The organism is Actinomadura roseirufa (genome assembly GCF_900659635.1).
Lineage (GTDB): Bacteria > Actinomycetota > Actinomycetes > Streptosporangiales > Streptosporangiaceae > Spirillospora > Spirillospora roseirufa.
The window spans coordinates 15,035-30,492 of the sequence record NZ_CAACVB010000081.1; the positions used below are offsets into that span (position 1 = coordinate 15,035).

Below are 15,458 nucleotides of genomic sequence, written 5' to 3' on the forward strand. Positions count from 1 at the left end.
TCGTTCACAGTCGAATCCGGATCGGGGAGGAGAACCATGACGAAGACGCTCACCCGCCTCGGACGGACGGCTCTGGCTGCGGGAGCCGTGTCCGTATTGCTCACGGGCATGGCCACGGCCGGAACGCGCCCCGCCTCGGGGACCTTTTCCTACGTCTCGCCCGAGTCCGGGGACCTGGAGATCAACAATCCGCAGACCGGCGAGTGCTACCTCCTGCTCCAGGGGGCGGCCAGTGCCGTCAACGGCACCGACACCACGGCCACGATCTTCAACGACAGGGACTGCGAGGAGGGGCAGGGCACGATGCGCCCCGGCGAGTCGCGGACCTTCGGCGAGCCGCTCCCGCACAGCGTGAAGTTCGGCTGACCCGGCGGGAGGACGGACATGCTGAAAGGAACGCGGACACTCGCCTGGCCCGTCGCGGCCGTCCTGCTCGTCCTGCCGCTGTCGATCCCCGACGCCGGTGCGGCGCCTCGTCCGGCGGCCGAGAGGACATGGGACGCGGCGGCGGACGATCCCTGCGAAGCGTCGATCCCCAGGGCCGCCGCTGAGCTGGGCAAGCCGCCCTCGGTCCCCGCGCGGCTCCCGGCCAGGCGCGGGCACGCGACCAAGTCAGGGCCTCACCGCCTCATTGGAACTCCTCCTAAGGGGAAGGCCCGCCATGGTGCGTCGGCGACGGCCAACGACTCCGTGGGCCTGCTCTATGGGGAAGACAACGACGGCAAGTGCCAGTTCAGTACGGCCAGCGTCGTCATCAGCCCCGTCGGCAAGACCGTGCTCGCCACCGCCGCGCACAGCGTCTACATCTTCAAGGGGGAGAAACCGAACCGCAGGCCCGTCGGCTGGCTCCACAAGGTCTTCTTCATACCGGCATGGCAGAAGGGGAAGCCGTACCCCTACGGGAAGTTCGCGGGCATCCGGGGACGGGTCGAGCCGGAGTGGCTGGTGAACGGCGACTACGAGAACGACCTCGCGTTCGTCCTGCTCAAGCCGGACGCCCGGGGACGGCAGCTGTCGGATCTGGTGACGCAGTTCGGCCTGGAGTTCAACAAGCCGATGGACCAGAAGCCGAGGATGACCCTGTTCGGCTACTACGACCTCGACCGGCTGACCACCTGTGAAGGCCCGACGACGTTCGGCTTCCCCGCGGTGAAGAAGCAGATCAAGATGCGCAACTGCCTCACCACCGAGGGGTCGAGCGGCGGCCCCTGGTACGCCGACTACACCGTGACCTACGGCTATGTGAACGGGGTGACGTCCGTCGTCCTGTCGAACGAGCCGAGCACCGTGTACTCCGTCTACTTCGACGACGTCGCCTACGACGCCTACAAGGACCTCAGCGAGAGCTGATCTCCGGCGGCGAGCACCCCGATCAGGCCCCGATCGGGGTGCTCGCCGGCGGCGACTCGTCGAAGATCAGCCAGGTCCGCGTGGAGCGGACGCCGGGGACGGCGTGGATGCGGGCCAGGACGACGTCGCGCAGGGACGTGTTGTCGGGCGTCCGGACCAGCATGACGAGGTCCACGTCACCGCCGACGAAGGCCAGATGCTGGATGTAGGGGACCTCGCGGAGCGTGGCGGCGACCTGCTGCCATGAGTTCTGCTCGATGGTCACCAGGACGTAGGCGGCGGTTCCGAGCCCGGCGCGCACGGGGTCGACGCGCGCGGTGAAGCCGGCGATGACGCCGTCGGCGATGAGCCGCTCGACGCGGGCGTAGACGTTGGAGCGCGAGACGCTGACGCGCTCGGCGAGCGCGCGCATGGACAGCCGCCCGTCCGCCTCCAGCTCGCGGAGGATCGCGCGGTCGACGTCGTCCAGGGCGGCCGCCGCCGAACGTCCGCCGGACGCGGGAGGGGGAGACGGGTCGCGCGACAGATGGTCCATGGCAGGCCCCTCCGGTGGCAGGTCGTCCTGAGTTTCAACCGTCTCTTGAGACTTATGGCCGTTCTGATTCATATTCCTACCACCGATGGTTTGAGGAGGTCGGGGCGCATATGGATCGATCTGGGGCGGAGGCGCTGCTTCCCTCGGCGGAACCGGTCCGGTTCCTGACCGACAGCGGCGCCGCGGTGCGGGGACGGCAGCGGTACGCGCCGCCGGAGCCGGAGGTGCTGCGGCGGGCCTACCGGGACATGGTCGTCGGGCGGCGGTTCGACGCGCAGGCCACGGCGCTGACCAAGCAGGGGCGGCTGGCGGTGTACCCGTCCAGCCACGGGCAGGAGGCGTGCCAGGTCGGCGCGGTGCTGGCGCTGGACGAGGGCGACTGGCTGTTCCCCACCTACCGGGAGTCGATGGCGCTGGTGACGCGGGGGATCGAGCCGACCGAGGTGCTGGCGCTGCTGCGCGGGAGCGCGCACTGCGGCTACGACCCGTACCGGCATCACGTCGCGCCGCAGTGCACGCCGCTCGCGACGCAGACCGTCCACGCGGCGGGGCTCGCCTACGCCGAGCGGCGCAAGGGCGGCGACCGCGTCGTGCTGGCCTTCGTCGGGGATGGGGCGACCAGCGAGGGCGACTTCCACGAGGCGCTGAACTTCGCGGCGGTCTTCAAGGCGCCGGTGGTGTTCCTGGTGCAGAACAACCGGTACGCGATCTCGGTGCCGCTGGAGCGGCAGACCGCGGCGCCCTCGCTGGCCTACAAGGGCGTCGGGTACGGGGTGCGGTCCGAGCAGGTGGACGGGAACGACCCCGTCGCGGTGCTGGCCGTGCTGGCGGCGGCCGCGGAGCACGCGCGGGCGGGCCATGGACCGTTCCTGGTCGAGGCGCACACCTACCGGCTGGAGTCGCACACCAACGCCGACGACGCGTCCCGGTACCGCAGCGACGCCGAGGCCGAGCAGTGGCGGCGCCGGGACCCGATCGCGCGGCTGGAGGCGTACCTGCGGCGGCGCGGCCACCTGTCCGACGAGGACATCGCGGCGGCGGCCCGGCGGGCCGAGGAGTTCGCCGCGCTGGTGCGGGAGCGGATGAACGCCGACCCGGAGCTGGCGCCGATGGGGTTGTTCGAGCACGTCTACGGCACGCCGACGCCGCAGCTGGACGAGCAGCGCGAGCTGCTGCGCACCGAGCTCGAGGCCGAGGAGGCGCTGTCGTGACCACGATGGCCCAGGCGCTCAACGCCGCGTTGCGCGACGCCATGGACGGCGACGAGCGCGTCGTCGTCTTCGGCGAGGACGTCGGCGCGCTCGGCGGCGTCTTCCGCGTCACCGACGGGCTGACCGCCAAGTTCGGCGAGGACCGCTGCTTCGACACGCCCCTGGCCGAGGCCGGGATCGTCGGGTTCGCGGTGGGGATGGCCATGGGCGGGTTCCGTCCCGTGGTCGAGATGCAGTTCGACGCGTTCGCCTACCCGGCGTTCGAGCAGATCGCCTCGCACGTCGCGAAGACGCGCAACCGGACCCGCGGGCAGGTCGAGCTGCCGCTGGTGATCCGGGTTCCGTACGCAGGCGGCATCGGCGGCGTCGAGCACCACTGCGACTCCAGCGAGTCCTACTACGCGCACACCCCGGGGCTGAAGGTCGTCACGCCCGCGTCGGTGGAGGACGCGTACTCGCTGCTGCGGGAGGCGATCGACGACCCCGACCCGGTGGTGTTCCTGGAGCCGAAGAAGCTCTACTGGTCGAAGTCGGAGGTGGCGCTGCCGGTGCGGACCGAGCCGTTCGGCCGGGCCGCGATCCGCCGTCCCGGCGCGGACGCGACGCTCGTCGCCTACGGCCCGGCCGTGCCGGTGGCCGTGGAGGCGGCGCGGGCGGCGGCCGAGGAGGGCTGGGACCTGGAGGTCGTCGACCTGCGCACGCTCGTGCCGTTCGACGACGCGACGGTGGTCGCGTCGGTGCGCCGCACGGGCCGGTGCGTGGTGGTCAGCGAGGCGGCGGGCTTCGCGGGCGTCGGCGCGGAGATCGCGGCGCGCGTCCAGGAACGGTGCTTCCACAGCCTGGAGGCGCCGGTGCTGCGGGTGACGGGGTTCGACATCCCGTACCCGCCGCCGATGCTGGAGCACCATCACCTCCCGAACGTGGACCGCGTCCTGGACGCGCTGGACCGGTTGCAGCGCGACGACGTGCCCGACACCCGTCACCTCGGAGGCGCGGCGTGAGCGAGGGTCACGAGTCGGTGTTCCGGCTGCCGGATCTCGGTGAGGGCCTCACCGAGGCCGAGATCCTGGAGTGGAAGGTCGCCGTGGGCGACGTCGTGGCCGTCGACCAGATCGTCGTCGAGGTCGAGACCGCCAAGGCCGCGGTGGACGTCCCGATCCCGCTGGCGGGGACGGTGACGCGGCTGCACGCCGAGGCGGGCGCCGTCGTCGGCGTGGGCGAGCCGCTCATCGCCGTGGCCGTGCCGGACGAGCGGTACCGCGAGGAGGAGCGCGCCGGATCGGGCAACGTCCTGGTCGGCTACGGGACGAGCACCGCCCGCCGCTCCCGCCGCCGTACTCCCCGCACGCCCGTGAGCGCGTCTGAGGTGAACGCGTCCACGCCGAGCGGGTCCGCTTCAGGTGGGGGCACGCCGACCGTGTCGGTGCCCAGCGCGCGGGTGGCGGGGGAGGCCGCGATCGTGGACGAGGGGTCGGCGCCGCGGGTGATCTCGCCGGTCGTACGGCGCCTGGCGCGCGATCACGGGGTGGACGTCGCCGCGGTGGCGCCCAGCGGGCCCGGGGGCGTGGTCCTCCGCCGGGACGTCGAGGCGGCGATCGCCCAGGTCGGGGAGCCGGACGAGGTTCCCGCCGGGACGGCCGCCGAGCCCGAGGAGGTGCGCGTTCCGCTGAAGGGGGTGCGGCGGGCGGTCGCCGAGAAGCTGGCCCGCAGCCGCCGGGAGATCCCGGACGCGACCACCTGGGTGGACGTGGACGCGACGCCGCTGGTCCGGCTGAAGGAGGACATCAACCGCGCCGACCCGGACGCCGGCGTCGGGATGCTGGCGCTGTTCGCGCGGATCTGCGTGGCCGGTCTCCGGCGGTTCCCCGAGCTGAACGCCTCCGTCGACGTGGAGCGGCAGGAGATCGTGCGGATGACGCGGGTGAACCTCGGGTTCGCCGCGCAGACCGATCGCGGGCTCGTGGTGCCGGTCGTCCGCGACGCGCACCGGCTGACGCTCGCCGGGCTCGCCGCCGCGCTGCGCGAGCGGACGGCCGCCGCGCGGGAGGGGCGGCTCGTCCCGCAGGACCTCACCGGCGGGACGTTCACGCTCAACAACTACGGGGTCTTCGGCGTGGACGGGTCGACGCCCATCCTCAACCATCCGGAGGCCGCGATGCTCGGGGTGGGGCGGATCGCCGACCGGCCGTGGGCGTTCGAAGGGGAGGTGCGGCTGCGGAAGGTGGCGCAGCTGTCGTTCACCTTCGACCACCGGGTCTGTGACGGCGGCGTGGCGGGCGGGTTCCTCCGGTTCGTCGCCGACTGCGTGGAACGGCCCGAGGTGCTGGTCACGCACCTGTGACCGGAAGGCGCCCCGATCAGGCGCCGGTGGTGGCGCGGACCTGCCGGAGACCGTCGAAGGCGACCTTGCAGAGGGCGTCGGCGATCTCCTCGCGGCCCGCGCCGCCGCGCGGCGAGTACCACTCGACCAGCGAGTTGACCAGGCCGAACAGCAGCCGCCCGGCGATCGCGGGGTCGATGTCGGGGCGGATGTCGCCCTCCGCCTCGGCCCGCGCGACCAGCGCCGACACCAGCCGGTCGAACTCGCGGCGGCGCGCCAGCGCCCGCTTCTCCACCGGGGTGTTGCCGCGCACGCGCAGCAGGAGGGTGACGAACGGGAGCCGGTCGACCAGGACGGTGACGCTGGCCCGGACGAGGTGCTCCAGCCGGTCGATGGCGCGCCCCTCCACGGCGGCGGCCTCGTCGTAGGCGGCGAACAGGCCGTCCAGCGCGCGGTCGACGGCGAGCTGGAGAAGCTCGTCCTTGCTGGCGACGTGGTAGTAGATCGCGGACTTGGTGATGCCCAGCCGCCGGGACAGCTCGTCCATGCTGGTGCCGTCGTAGCCGCGCTCGTTGAACACCGTCACCGCGACACGCAGCAGGGACTCCCTGTCGTATCCGGGCCGTCCCCGCCGGGCCGTCCGGCCGTCGCCCTCATTGCTCACGGCGGTCATTATCGCAGCCGGTCAGGCCCGCGTGACCGGCGCGAACCCGGGCGCGGGCGCCTTGTCGGGCCGCCGCGCCGGAGGTAACATCCTGACTGAACGGACGGTAGGTAATTCGATCGAGGAGGACCCGCGATGGCTCCGCTGCCCAGCTACGTGTCCGGCGCCTGGCACCGTCCGGCCGACGAGGGGACGCCGCTCGCGGACGCGGTGACGGGCGAGGAGGTCGCCCGGTTCTCCGCGGCGGGCGTCGACATCGCGGCGGCGCTGGAGCACGGCCGCCGGGCCGGCGGCGCGGCGCTGCGGGAGCTGACCTTCCACCAGCGGGCCGTCCTGCTGAAGACGCTGGGCCTGCACCTGCGCGAGCACCGCGACGAGCTGTACGCGCTGTCGGCCCGCACCGGCGCGACGCTCGCCGACTCGCGGGTCGACGTGGACGGCGGCATCGGCGTCGTGCTGTCGTACGGGAGCAAGGGCAAGCGGGAGCTGCCGAACGACACCGTCCTGGTCGACGGGAACGTCGAGCCGCTCGGCAAGGGCGGCACGTTCGTGGGCCAGCACGTGTGCACGCCGCTGCGGGGCGTCGCGGTGCAGATCAACGCGTTCAACTTCCCGGTGTGGGGGCCGCTGGAGAAGTTCGCGCCCGCCTTCCTCGCCGGGATGCCGAGCCTGATCAAGCCCGCGCCGCAGACCGCCTACCTGACCGCCCGGCTGGTCGAGCTGATCGTCGAGTCGGGGATCCTGCCGGAGGGCACGCTGCAGCTGCTGTGCGGCGAGCCGGGCGACCTGCTCGACCACCTGACCGAACAGGACGTGGTCGCCTTCACAGGGTCGGCCGAGACGGCGCGCAAGGTGCGCACGCACCCGGTGGTGGTCGGGCGTTCCGTGCGGTTCAACGCCGAGGCCGACTCGCTGAACTGCTCGATCCTCGGCCCGGACGCGCGGCCGGGGACGGCCGAGTTCGACCTGTTCGTCAAGCAGCTCGCCGTCGAGATGACGTCCAAGGCCGGGCAGAAGTGCACCGCGATCCGGCGGGCCCTGGTCCCGGCCGCGCTGGTGGCCGACGTCGCGGCGGCCACCGCCGAGCGGCTCGCCAAGGTGACGATCGGCGACCCGTCCAACCCGGACGTCCGGATGGGCGCCCTCGCGAGCCTGGAGCAGCGCGAGGAGGTGCGCCGCGGCCTGAAGGCGCTGCGCGGCGCCGGCTCGATCGTGTTCGGCGACCCGGACGCCGTCGAGGTCGTCGACGCCGACCCCGAGCGCGGCGCGTTCGTGTCCCCGGTCCTGCTGCGCGCCGACGACACCGGCCGCGCCGAGCCGCACGAGGTGGAGGCGTTCGGGCCGGTCAGCACGCTGCTGCCGTACTCGTCCACGGAGGAGGCGGTCGAGCTGGCCGCGCGCGGCAGGGGCGCCCTGGTCGGCTCGGTCGTCACGGCCGACACCGACTTCGCGCGCCGGGTCGTCCTCGGCGCGGCGCCCTGGCACGGGCGGCTGCTGGTGCTGAACGCCGAGGACGCCAAGGAGTCCACGGGGCACGGCTCGCCGCTGCCGATGCTCGTCCACGGCGGCCCCGGCCGGGCCGGGGGCGGCGAGGAGATGGGCGGCATCCGGGGCGTCCTGCACCACATGCAGCGGACGGCGGTGCAGGCGAGCCCGTCCGTGCTCGCCGCCGTCACCGGCCGCTGGGTGCCGGGCGCGCCGCGCACCGAGACCGCCGTCCACCCGTTCCGCAGGCACCTGGAAGACCTCAAGGTCGGCGACACGGTCGTCGCCGGGCCCCGGCCGGTCACGCTCGCGGACGTGGAGCACTTCGCCGAGTTCACCGGCGACACCTTCTACGCCCACATGGACGAGGAGGCGGCGAAGGCCAACCCGTTCTTCGGCGGGCGGGTCGCGCACGGCTACCTCGTCGTCTCGTTCGCCGCCGGGCTGTTCGTCTCGCCCGAGCCGGGGCCCGTCCTCGCCAACTACGGCTTGGAGAACCTGCGGTTCCTGGCCCCGACGTTCCCCGGCGACGAGCTGACCGTGGCGCTCACCGCCAAGCAGATCACGCCGCGCGAGGGCGCCGACTACGGCGAGGTCCGCTGGGACACCGAGGTCACCCGGCAGGACGGCGAGGTCGTCGCCCGCTATGACGTCCTCACGCTGGTCGCCAAGCGGCCCACGGAAGGAGAGTGACATGGACGCCGCCGACACCGACGCCCGGACCGGCGCCGACGCCCGGCTGGCCGACTTCGAGCGGACGATCGAGCGCGACCAGCGGATCGAGCCCCGCGACTGGATGCCCGACCGCTACCGGAGCACGATGGTCCGGCAGATCGCCCAGCACGCCCACTCCGAGATCATCGGGATGCAGCCGGAGGGCGCCTGGATCACCCGCGCGCCGTCCCTGCGCCGTAAGGCGATCCTGCTGGCCAAGGTGCAGGACGAGGCGGGCCACGGGCTGTACCTGTACTCCGCCGCCGAGACGCTGGGCGCCGACCGGCCGGAGCTGACCGCCCGGCTGATCTCCGGCCGGCAGAAGTACTCGTCGATCTTCAACTACCCGACGCCGTCGTTCGCCGACGTCGGGGTGATCGGCTGGCTGGTGGACGGCGCGGCGATCTGCAACCAGGTGCCGCTGTGCCGCAGTTCCTACGGCCCCTACGCGCGGGCGATGATCCGCATCTGCAAGGAGGAGTCGTTCCACCAGCGGCAGGGCTACGAGCTGCTGATGACGCTGATGCGCGGCACCGAGGCGCAGCGGCGGATGGTCCAGGAGTCGGTGGACCGCTGGTGGTGGCCGTCGCTGATGATGTTCGGGCCGCCCGACGCCGAGTCCACCCACACCGCCCAGTCGATGGCCTGGAAGATCAAGCGGCACACCAACGACGAGCTGCGGCAGCGGTTCGTCGACATGACCGTCCCGCAGGCGGCGGCGCTCGGCGTCACGCTGCCGGACCCCGACCTGCGCTGGAACGCCGAGCGCGGCCACCACGACTTCGGCGAGGTCGACTGGTCCGAGCTCAAGCGCGTGATCAGCGGCGACGGCCCGTGCAACGCCGAGCGGATCGAGGTGCGCCGCGCCGCCCACGAGGACGGCGCCTGGGTGCGGGAGGCCGCCGCCGCGCACGCGGCGAAGCGGGCCCGCCGGGAAGGGGAGGCGGCGTGATGGAACCGTCCAGGGAATGGCCGCTGTACGAGGTGTTCGTCCGAGGCAAGCGTGGCCTGAACCACGTCCACGTGGGGTCGCTGCGTGCCGCCGATGCCGAGATGGCGCTGCGCAACGCGCGCGACCTGTACACCCGGCGCAACGAGGGCGTCAGCATCTGGGTGGTGGAGGCGAAGGCCATCACCGCGTCCAGCCCGGACGAGAAGGACCCCTTCTTCGCCCCGAGCGGCGACAAGGTCTACCGGCATCCGACGTTCTACGACATCCCCGAGAACGTCCCGCACATGTGAGGCCCCGATGTCCTTCGACAACGCACTCGGCGCGATCGCCGAGGACAACGACGAGGCGCGCTGGGCGTTCGGTACCGGGTTCCACGACCCGCTCGCCGGGATCGACGCCTCGGTGCCGGACGGCGTGGACGGCGCCGACCTCGCCGCCTACTGCCTGATGCTCGGCGACGACGCGCTCGTGATGTCGCATCGGCTCCAGGAGTGGTGCACGCACGCGCCCGAACTGGAGGAGGAGGTCGCGCTCGCCAACATCGCGCTGGATCTGCTCGGCCAGGCCCGGCTGCTGCTGGCGCGCGCGGGCGCCGCCATGGGCACCGGTCAGGACGAGACCGCGCTGACCGAGACCGTGCTGACTGAGGACGCGCTGGCCTTCTTCCGTGACGCGCCCGAGTTCCGGAACGTCCGGCTGGTGGAGGAACCGAACGGCGACTTCGCGCACGCGATCGTCCGGCTGCTGCTGTTCTCGACCTGGCGGCTCGCGCTGCTGGACCGTCTCACCTCGTCCGCCGACCCGGTGCTCGCCGCGGTCGCGGCCAAGGGGGTGAAGGAGGTCGCCTACCACCGCGACCACGCCGCCCTGTGGACGATCCGGCTCGGCGACGGCACCGAGGAGTCCCACCGCCGGACGCGGCGGGCCCTGGACGTGCTGTGGCCCGCCACCGGCGAGCTTTTCGGTGTACACGAGGTCGAGCGGCGGGCCGCCGCCGCGGGGTTCGGCGTCGACCCGGCCGACGTCCGCGCCGAGTTCGACGCCGTCGTCGGCGAGGTGCTGGCGGCCGCCGCGCTGCCGTGCCCCGCGCCCGTCCCGGCCGAGGTCGCGGGACGCGGCGGCGCGCATTCGGCGGCGCTCGGCGCCCTGCTGGCCGACATGCAGGGCCTGGCCCGCGCCCACCCGGGAGCGACGTGGTGAGCGGCGGGACGTCCCGAGGGGCGGAAGGCGCGCGGGGCGAAGAGGCGAGAGCCCGTGCGGTCGCCGCCGCGGTCGTCGACCCGGAACTGCCGATGATCACGCTGGACGAGCTCGGCGTCCTGCGCGAGGTGCGGGTCGAGGACGGCCGGGTGGAGGTATCGATCACGCCCACCTACACCGGCTGCCCCGCCCTGGACGCCATGCGCGACGACCTGCGCGCCCGGCTCACCGGCGCCGGGTTCGCCGACGTCCGGGTCCGGACCGTCCTCGACCCGCCCTGGACCACCGACTGGATCAGCGAGTCCGGGCGGCGCAGCCTGGCCGAGGCGGGCGTGTCCCCGCCCGGCCCGGCGCCGCGGCGGCCCGCCGGGCCCGTCCCGCTCACCCTCGGGCCCGTCCGCCGGATCCGCTGCCCGCACTGCGGGTCCGCCGACACCACCGAGCTGTCCCGGTTCGCGGCCACCGCCTGCAAGTCCCTGCACCGGTGCAACGGCTGCAGGGAGCCGTTCGAGCACGTCAAGGAGATCTGAACCGTGACGGTCCAGCGGCCCGCCGCCCCGCCCCGCCGACGCGGCGGCTTCCACGCGCTGCGCGTCGCCGGGGTCGAGCGCCTCTGCGACGACGCGGTCGCGGTCACCTTCGACGTGCCCGGCGCGCTGGCCGGGGAGTACGCGTTCCGGCCCGGACAGTTCCTCACGCTGCGCCGCACCGAGGGCGGGCGGGAAGAGCGCCGGTCCTACTCGATCTGCGCGCGGGCGGGCGCCGCGCCGCGCATCGGCGTCCGCGAGATCCCGGGCGGGCTGTTCTCGTCCTGGCTGGTGCACGGCGTGCGGGCCGGCGACGTGATCGACGTGCTGCCCCCGGCGGGCACGTTCACGCTGGACGCCGCGCCCGGCGCGCACCACGTGCTCGTCGCGGCCGGGTCGGGCATCACGCCGGTGCTGTCGATCGCCGCGTCCGCGCTCGCCGACCCCGCCGCCCGCGTCACCGTGCTGTACGGCAACCGGCGCAGCGGCACCGTGATGTTCGCCGACGAGCTCGCCGACCTGAAGGACGCCCACCCCGACCGCTTCGAGCTGGTGCACGTGCTGTCGCAGGAGCCCCGCGAGGCCGAGCTGTTCAGCGGGCGGCTCGACGCGGACCGGCTGCGCGTCCTGCTGCCCCGGCTCGTGCCCGTCCGGGACGTGGACCACTGGTGGCTGTGCGGGCCCTTCGGCATGGTCGAGGACGCCCGCGCGGTCCTCACCGGGTTCGGTGTGCCCGCGGACCGCGTCCACCAGGAGCTGTTCCACGTCGACGAGGCGCCGCCGGAGCCGCGCCGTTCCGCGCCCGGGGTGACCGGGCCGGGCAGCGAGGTCACGGTCGTGCTGGACGGCCGGTCCACCACGATGACGCAGCCGCGGGACGCGACGGTCCTGGAGGCGGCCCAGCGCGTCCGCCCGGACCTGCCGTTCGCCTGCAAGGGCGGGGTGTGCGGGACGTGCCGGGCCAGGGTGGTGGACGGCGCGGTCGACATGCGCCGCAATTTCGCCCTCGACCCGGCGGAGGTGGCCGCGGGCTACGTCCTGACCTGCCAGTCCACGCCGACGACGGACGAGCTGACGATCGACTACGACGGCTGAGCGCCGCGCCCTCCGCGGACCGTCCCCGAAGTGACAAGTCGTCCGGACTGGGCACAACCGCCTGACCAGGGACCTTGTAGGGAGGGCGACGACGTGACCGCCTCAGGCATCATTTCCGCGATCTTCATCGGAGCGATCATCGGTGCGCTGGCCCGGCTGATCCTCCCGGGGCGGCAGCCCATCGGCCTGCTGCTCACCATCGCCATCGGCATCATCGCCTCGGTGGTCGGCACCGCCATCGCCCAGAAGGTGGGGGTGGCGACCACCGACGGTGTCGACTGGATCGAGCTGGTCTTCCAGATCGGGCTCGCCGTCATCGGCGTCGCGGCGGCGTCGGCGCTGATGCGCAAACGCGCGATGCGCCGCTGACGGCCGCTGACGGCCGCGCGGCTCAACCCGGACTTGGGACGCATTGTGAAGTAGTGGTGACATTGTGGTGACGATGGTGAGATTCTCATGCATCTTGCCAATCGGGCATCGCCTCGCGCCGAGCTTTGATCTCATAGAGGAGCGGTATCACTACCCAGCGTGAAGATCGGGCGAGGGAGAGCAGATGGGCAGGGACGCGGAGCCGTCGCGCCGCCGGACGGGCGAACGGGGCGGGAGCGCCCCTCCCGGGCACTACGCGCCGGTTGCGGCCGACGAGAGATTCCTGCTGCTGCGCAGGCGCTTCCTGCGGCTGTCGATCGGGATCGCCGGGCCCGTCCTCGGGACCTACTTCGGGTACGTGGCGCTGTCGGCGTTCGGCCGGGGCCTCATGGCGCGGCGCGTGGCGGGGGACGTGAACGTGGCGCTCCTGCTCGGCCTCCTGCAGTTCGCCTCGACGTTCCTGATGGCCGGGCTGTACGTGGCGTACGCGCGGCGGCGGCTCGACCCGCTCGCCGCCGAGCTGCGCGCCGGGATCGAGGGCGGGCGCGCCCCGCGGAGCCGGCGGGCCGAACGCCGCAGGGCCGAACACCGGCGGGCCGATCAGCACAGGGCCGAACACCGCAGAACCGATCAGAACCGGGCGGCCGATCGTGGACGCGCCGAGCACCGCCGTACCGGCGGGGAACCCTCCCGACGAGACCCCACCGAGCTAGGGCCGTCCGGGATGGGGTCGTCCGAGATCGGGCCGCTCGGGTTTGGGCCGTCCGGGCTCGGATCGTCCGGGCTCGGATCGTCTGAGATGGGGCCCTCTGGGCTCGGGTCGCTCGGACTTGGCCCGCTCGGGCGTGGGCGGGCCGGCATCGAGTCCTCCGGGCTCGGGCCGTCCGAGGTCAGGTCGTCCGAGATCGGGTCGCCCGAGGTCAGGAAGCCCGAGATCAGGCTGTCCGAGGTCAGGTCGTTCGAGAGCGGGGCGCCCGAAGACGGGCCGGCGCGAAACGAGCCGCCCGAGCGCGGGCGGGCCCCGCGGGCGGGGGACCGGCGGGACGGATGGCCGGGCGCCGTCCGTCCCGACCTCGGGGGGCTGCGATGACGATCCACCTGGACGGGCGGGCCCTCACGTTCGGGCTGTTCGTCGTGTTCATCCTGCTCACACTGGGGATCACCGTGTGGGCGCGGGCCACCACCAGCGGCGCCGACGACTTCTACGCGGGCGGCCGCACGCTCTCCGGCGCGGGCAACGGCGTGGCGCTCGCGGGCGACTACATGTCCGCGGCGTCGTTCCTCGGCATCGCGGGGATCATCGCGCTGTCCGGCTACGACGGGTTCCTGTACTCGATCGGCTTCCTGGTCGCGTGGGTACTGACACTGCTGCTGGTCGAGATGATGCGCAACACCGGCCGGTTCACGATGGGGGACGTCCTGTCGCGCCGGACCCGCGAGCAGGCCCCGGTGCGGACCGCGGCGGTCGTGTCCACCGTGACCGTGTCGGTGTTCTACCTCCTGGCGCAGATGGTCGGCGCGGGCGCGCTCGTGTCGCTGCTGCTCGGCATCCACGAGGGGCGGCGCTTCCTCGGAATGTCCGCGGGCACCGCCAAGACGGCGACCATCGTCGTGATGGGCGTGCTGATGGTCTGCTACGTCATGTTCGGCGGGATGAAGGCCACCACCTGGGTGCAGATCATCAAGGCCGTGCTGCTGATGGCCGGGGCGGCGGTCATGACCGTGCTGGTGCTCGGCCGGTTCGGCTTCGACGTCAGCGCCATGCTCGGCTCGGCCGCCGACGCGAGCGGGCGGGGCCGCGAGTTCCTCCAGCCGGGCCTGCGCTACGGCCAGGACGTCCCCGGCGACACCGCCCGCACCGTGATCGGCAAACTCGACTTCATCAGCCTGGCGCTGGCGCTCGTGCTCGGCACCGCCGGGCTGCCGCACATCACCACCCGGTTCTTCGCCGTGCCCCACTCGCGCGCCGCCCGGACGTCGGTGTCCTGGGCGATCGGGCTGGTCGGCCTGTTCTACCTGATGACACTGGCGCTCGGCTTCGGCGCCGCCGCCCTCGTCGGGCGGCGGGCGATCGTCGCGCAGGACCCGTCCGGCAACACCGCCGCGCCGCAGCTCGCGCGGGCCGTCGGCGAGCACGTCGGCGGCCGGGTCGGCGGCGAGGTGCTGCTGGCGTTCATCGCCGCGGTGGCGTTCGCGACGATCCTCGCCGTGGTGGCGGGGCTCGTGCTGGCCTCCGCCACCTCGCTCGCGCACGACTACTTCGGGCAGGTGCTGATGCTCGGCCGTCCGCGCGAGTCGCAGGAGGTCGCGGTGGCCCGCTTCGCGGCGTTCCTGGTGGGCTCGCTCGCCATCGTCCTCGCGGTCGTCGCGCGGAACCTGAACGTCGCCTTCCTCGTGGCGCTGGCGTTCGCGATGGCCGCCGCGGCGAACCTGCCCGCCATCGTCCTGACGCTGTGCTGGCGGCGGTTCAACTCCACCGGCGTCGTCGCCGGGATCTACGGCGGCCTCGTCAGCTCGCTGGTCCTCGTCTTCTTCTCGCCGGTCGTCTCCGGCAAGGTCGACCCGGTGACGGGCGCGAACCTGTCGCTGTTCCCCAAGGGCGTCGACTTCCACCTGTTCCCGCTGGAGAACCCCGGCCTCGTCTCGGTCCCCATCGGCTTCCTGTGCGCGGTCGCGGGAACCTTCGCGGGACGGGAGAAGGCCGACCCCGAACGCTACGACGACCTGTCGGTCCGGGCACTGACGGGCGCGGGGTCGCATTGAGCGGGCGGACCCGCGCTGTCCCGTCCCGTGCCCGAATGCGCCGAGTGCCCGGGACTTGATCGGCCGGCGTGGCAGAATGTTGCCTCGCGCCCACGGGCGGACCACGGCCGACAGCCGGGAGGAGGTGCGGCGGAGTGACCCATGCCGGCCCCCGCCGTCGCCTGTTCGCCCGCCCCGCCCGCCGCCCCGGCCCCACTCCCGTGACCCGCCGCACCGCGCGGACGACCGCCGCGCTCGCCGCGCTGACCCTCGCCGCCGCCGTCGCGGTTCCCG

At 73.2% G+C, this 15,458-nt stretch carries 16 protein-coding genes; 14 read left to right on the forward strand and 2 right to left on the reverse strand.

Annotation, left to right across the window (positions count from 1 at the left end; translation table 11 throughout):
• The first annotated feature begins 36 nt into the window (after window positions 1-36).
• Window positions 37-366 (forward strand): hypothetical protein, encoded by a 330-nt coding sequence (locus tag E1291_RS18730; RefSeq protein WP_131739113.1) that lies wholly within the window; start codon window positions 37-39, stop codon window positions 364-366.
• Between the two features lie 18 nt (window positions 367-384).
• A complete protein-coding gene (locus E1291_RS18735; protein ID WP_131739114.1) occupies window positions 385-1,350 on the forward strand; it encodes a trypsin-like serine peptidase in 966 nt (321 codons plus the stop codon).
• A 22-nt stretch (window positions 1,351-1,372) separates the two neighbouring features.
• Here the strand turns inward: E1291_RS18735 and E1291_RS18740 are convergent, their stop codons facing one another.
• Complete coding sequence (locus E1291_RS18740; RefSeq protein WP_131739115.1) at window positions 1,373-1,885, reverse strand: Lrp/AsnC family transcriptional regulator; 513 nt, start codon at window positions 1,883-1,885, stop codon at window positions 1,373-1,375.
• A 110-nt stretch (window positions 1,886-1,995) separates the two neighbouring features.
• On the opposite strand from E1291_RS18740, the gene pdhA reads away from it, so the two are divergent.
• From pdhA to E1291_RS18755, 3 genes are read left to right on the forward strand one after another with little or no spacing between them, the layout of a single operon-like run.
• Complete coding sequence (gene pdhA, locus E1291_RS18745) at window positions 1,996-3,096, forward strand: pyruvate dehydrogenase (acetyl-transferring) E1 component subunit alpha (RefSeq protein ID WP_131739116.1); 1,101 nt, start codon at window positions 1,996-1,998, stop codon at window positions 3,094-3,096.
• Between the two features lie 5 nt (window positions 3,097-3,101).
• Window positions 3,102-4,097 carry an alpha-ketoacid dehydrogenase subunit beta gene (locus E1291_RS18750; RefSeq protein ID WP_131739131.1) on the forward strand — a complete coding sequence of 332 codons (996 nt, stop codon included), beginning with the start codon at window positions 3,102-3,104 and terminating at the stop codon, window positions 4,095-4,097.
• Window positions 4,094-5,437 carry a dihydrolipoamide acetyltransferase family protein gene (locus E1291_RS18755; RefSeq protein ID WP_131739117.1) on the forward strand — a complete coding sequence of 448 codons (1,344 nt, stop codon included), beginning with the start codon at window positions 4,094-4,096 and terminating at the stop codon, window positions 5,435-5,437. Before E1291_RS18750 ends, E1291_RS18755 begins: the two co-directional genes overlap by 4 nt.
• A 16-nt stretch (window positions 5,438-5,453) precedes the next feature.
• On the opposite strand, the gene E1291_RS18760 is transcribed toward E1291_RS18755, so the two are convergent.
• On the reverse strand, window positions 5,454-6,089 hold the full coding sequence (locus E1291_RS18760; protein WP_131739118.1) for a TetR/AcrR family transcriptional regulator: 636 nt from the start codon (window positions 6,087-6,089) through the stop codon (window positions 5,454-5,456).
• 126 nt (window positions 6,090-6,215) lie between these two features.
• Here E1291_RS18760 and paaZ point away from each other — a divergent pair, with 126 nt between their 5' ends.
• From paaZ to E1291_RS18805, 9 genes are all read left to right on the forward strand, one after another.
• Window positions 6,216-8,258, forward strand: a complete 2,043-nt coding sequence (paaZ, locus tag E1291_RS18765) for a phenylacetic acid degradation bifunctional protein PaaZ (RefSeq protein WP_131739119.1) — start codon at window positions 6,216-6,218, stop codon at window positions 8,256-8,258.
• 1 nt (window position 8,259) lies between these two features.
• Window positions 8,260-9,231: a 1,2-phenylacetyl-CoA epoxidase subunit PaaA gene (gene paaA / locus E1291_RS18770; protein WP_131739120.1), complete on the forward strand. Its 972-nt coding sequence runs from the start codon at window positions 8,260-8,262 to the stop codon at window positions 9,229-9,231.
• Window positions 9,231-9,521: a 1,2-phenylacetyl-CoA epoxidase subunit PaaB gene (gene paaB, locus E1291_RS18775; RefSeq protein ID WP_131739121.1), complete on the forward strand. Its 291-nt coding sequence runs from the start codon at window positions 9,231-9,233 to the stop codon at window positions 9,519-9,521. The genes paaA and paaB overlap by 1 nt, the downstream gene beginning before the upstream one ends.
• 7 nt (window positions 9,522-9,528) lie before the next feature.
• Window positions 9,529-10,431 carry a 1,2-phenylacetyl-CoA epoxidase subunit PaaC gene (gene paaC / locus E1291_RS18780; protein WP_131739122.1) on the forward strand — a complete coding sequence of 301 codons (903 nt, stop codon included), beginning with the start codon at window positions 9,529-9,531 and terminating at the stop codon, window positions 10,429-10,431.
• The gene (paaD, locus tag E1291_RS18785) at window positions 10,428-10,961 is read left to right on the forward strand and encodes a 1,2-phenylacetyl-CoA epoxidase subunit PaaD (protein WP_242614233.1); all 534 of its coding nucleotides are present in this window, start codon (window positions 10,428-10,430) and stop codon (window positions 10,959-10,961) included. The genes paaC and paaD overlap by 4 nt, the downstream gene beginning before the upstream one ends.
• Window positions 10,962-10,964: 3 nt before the next feature.
• Window positions 10,965-12,053 (forward strand): 1,2-phenylacetyl-CoA epoxidase subunit PaaE, encoded by a 1,089-nt coding sequence (paaE, locus tag E1291_RS18790; RefSeq protein ID WP_131739123.1) that lies wholly within the window; start codon window positions 10,965-10,967, stop codon window positions 12,051-12,053.
• A gap of 93 nt (window positions 12,054-12,146) precedes the next feature.
• The gene (locus E1291_RS18795) at window positions 12,147-12,422 is read left to right on the forward strand and encodes a GlsB/YeaQ/YmgE family stress response membrane protein (RefSeq protein WP_131739124.1); all 276 of its coding nucleotides are present in this window, start codon (window positions 12,147-12,149) and stop codon (window positions 12,420-12,422) included.
• Between the two features lie 184 nt (window positions 12,423-12,606).
• Complete coding sequence (locus E1291_RS18800; RefSeq protein ID WP_131739125.1) at window positions 12,607-13,512, forward strand: DUF485 domain-containing protein; 906 nt, start codon at window positions 12,607-12,609, stop codon at window positions 13,510-13,512.
• Window positions 13,509-15,185 (forward strand): monocarboxylic acid transporter, encoded by a 1,677-nt coding sequence (locus E1291_RS18805; RefSeq protein WP_131739126.1) that lies wholly within the window; start codon window positions 13,509-13,511, stop codon window positions 15,183-15,185. The genes E1291_RS18800 and E1291_RS18805 overlap by 4 nt, the downstream gene beginning before the upstream one ends.
• The last annotated feature ends 273 nt before the right edge of the window (window positions 15,186-15,458 follow it).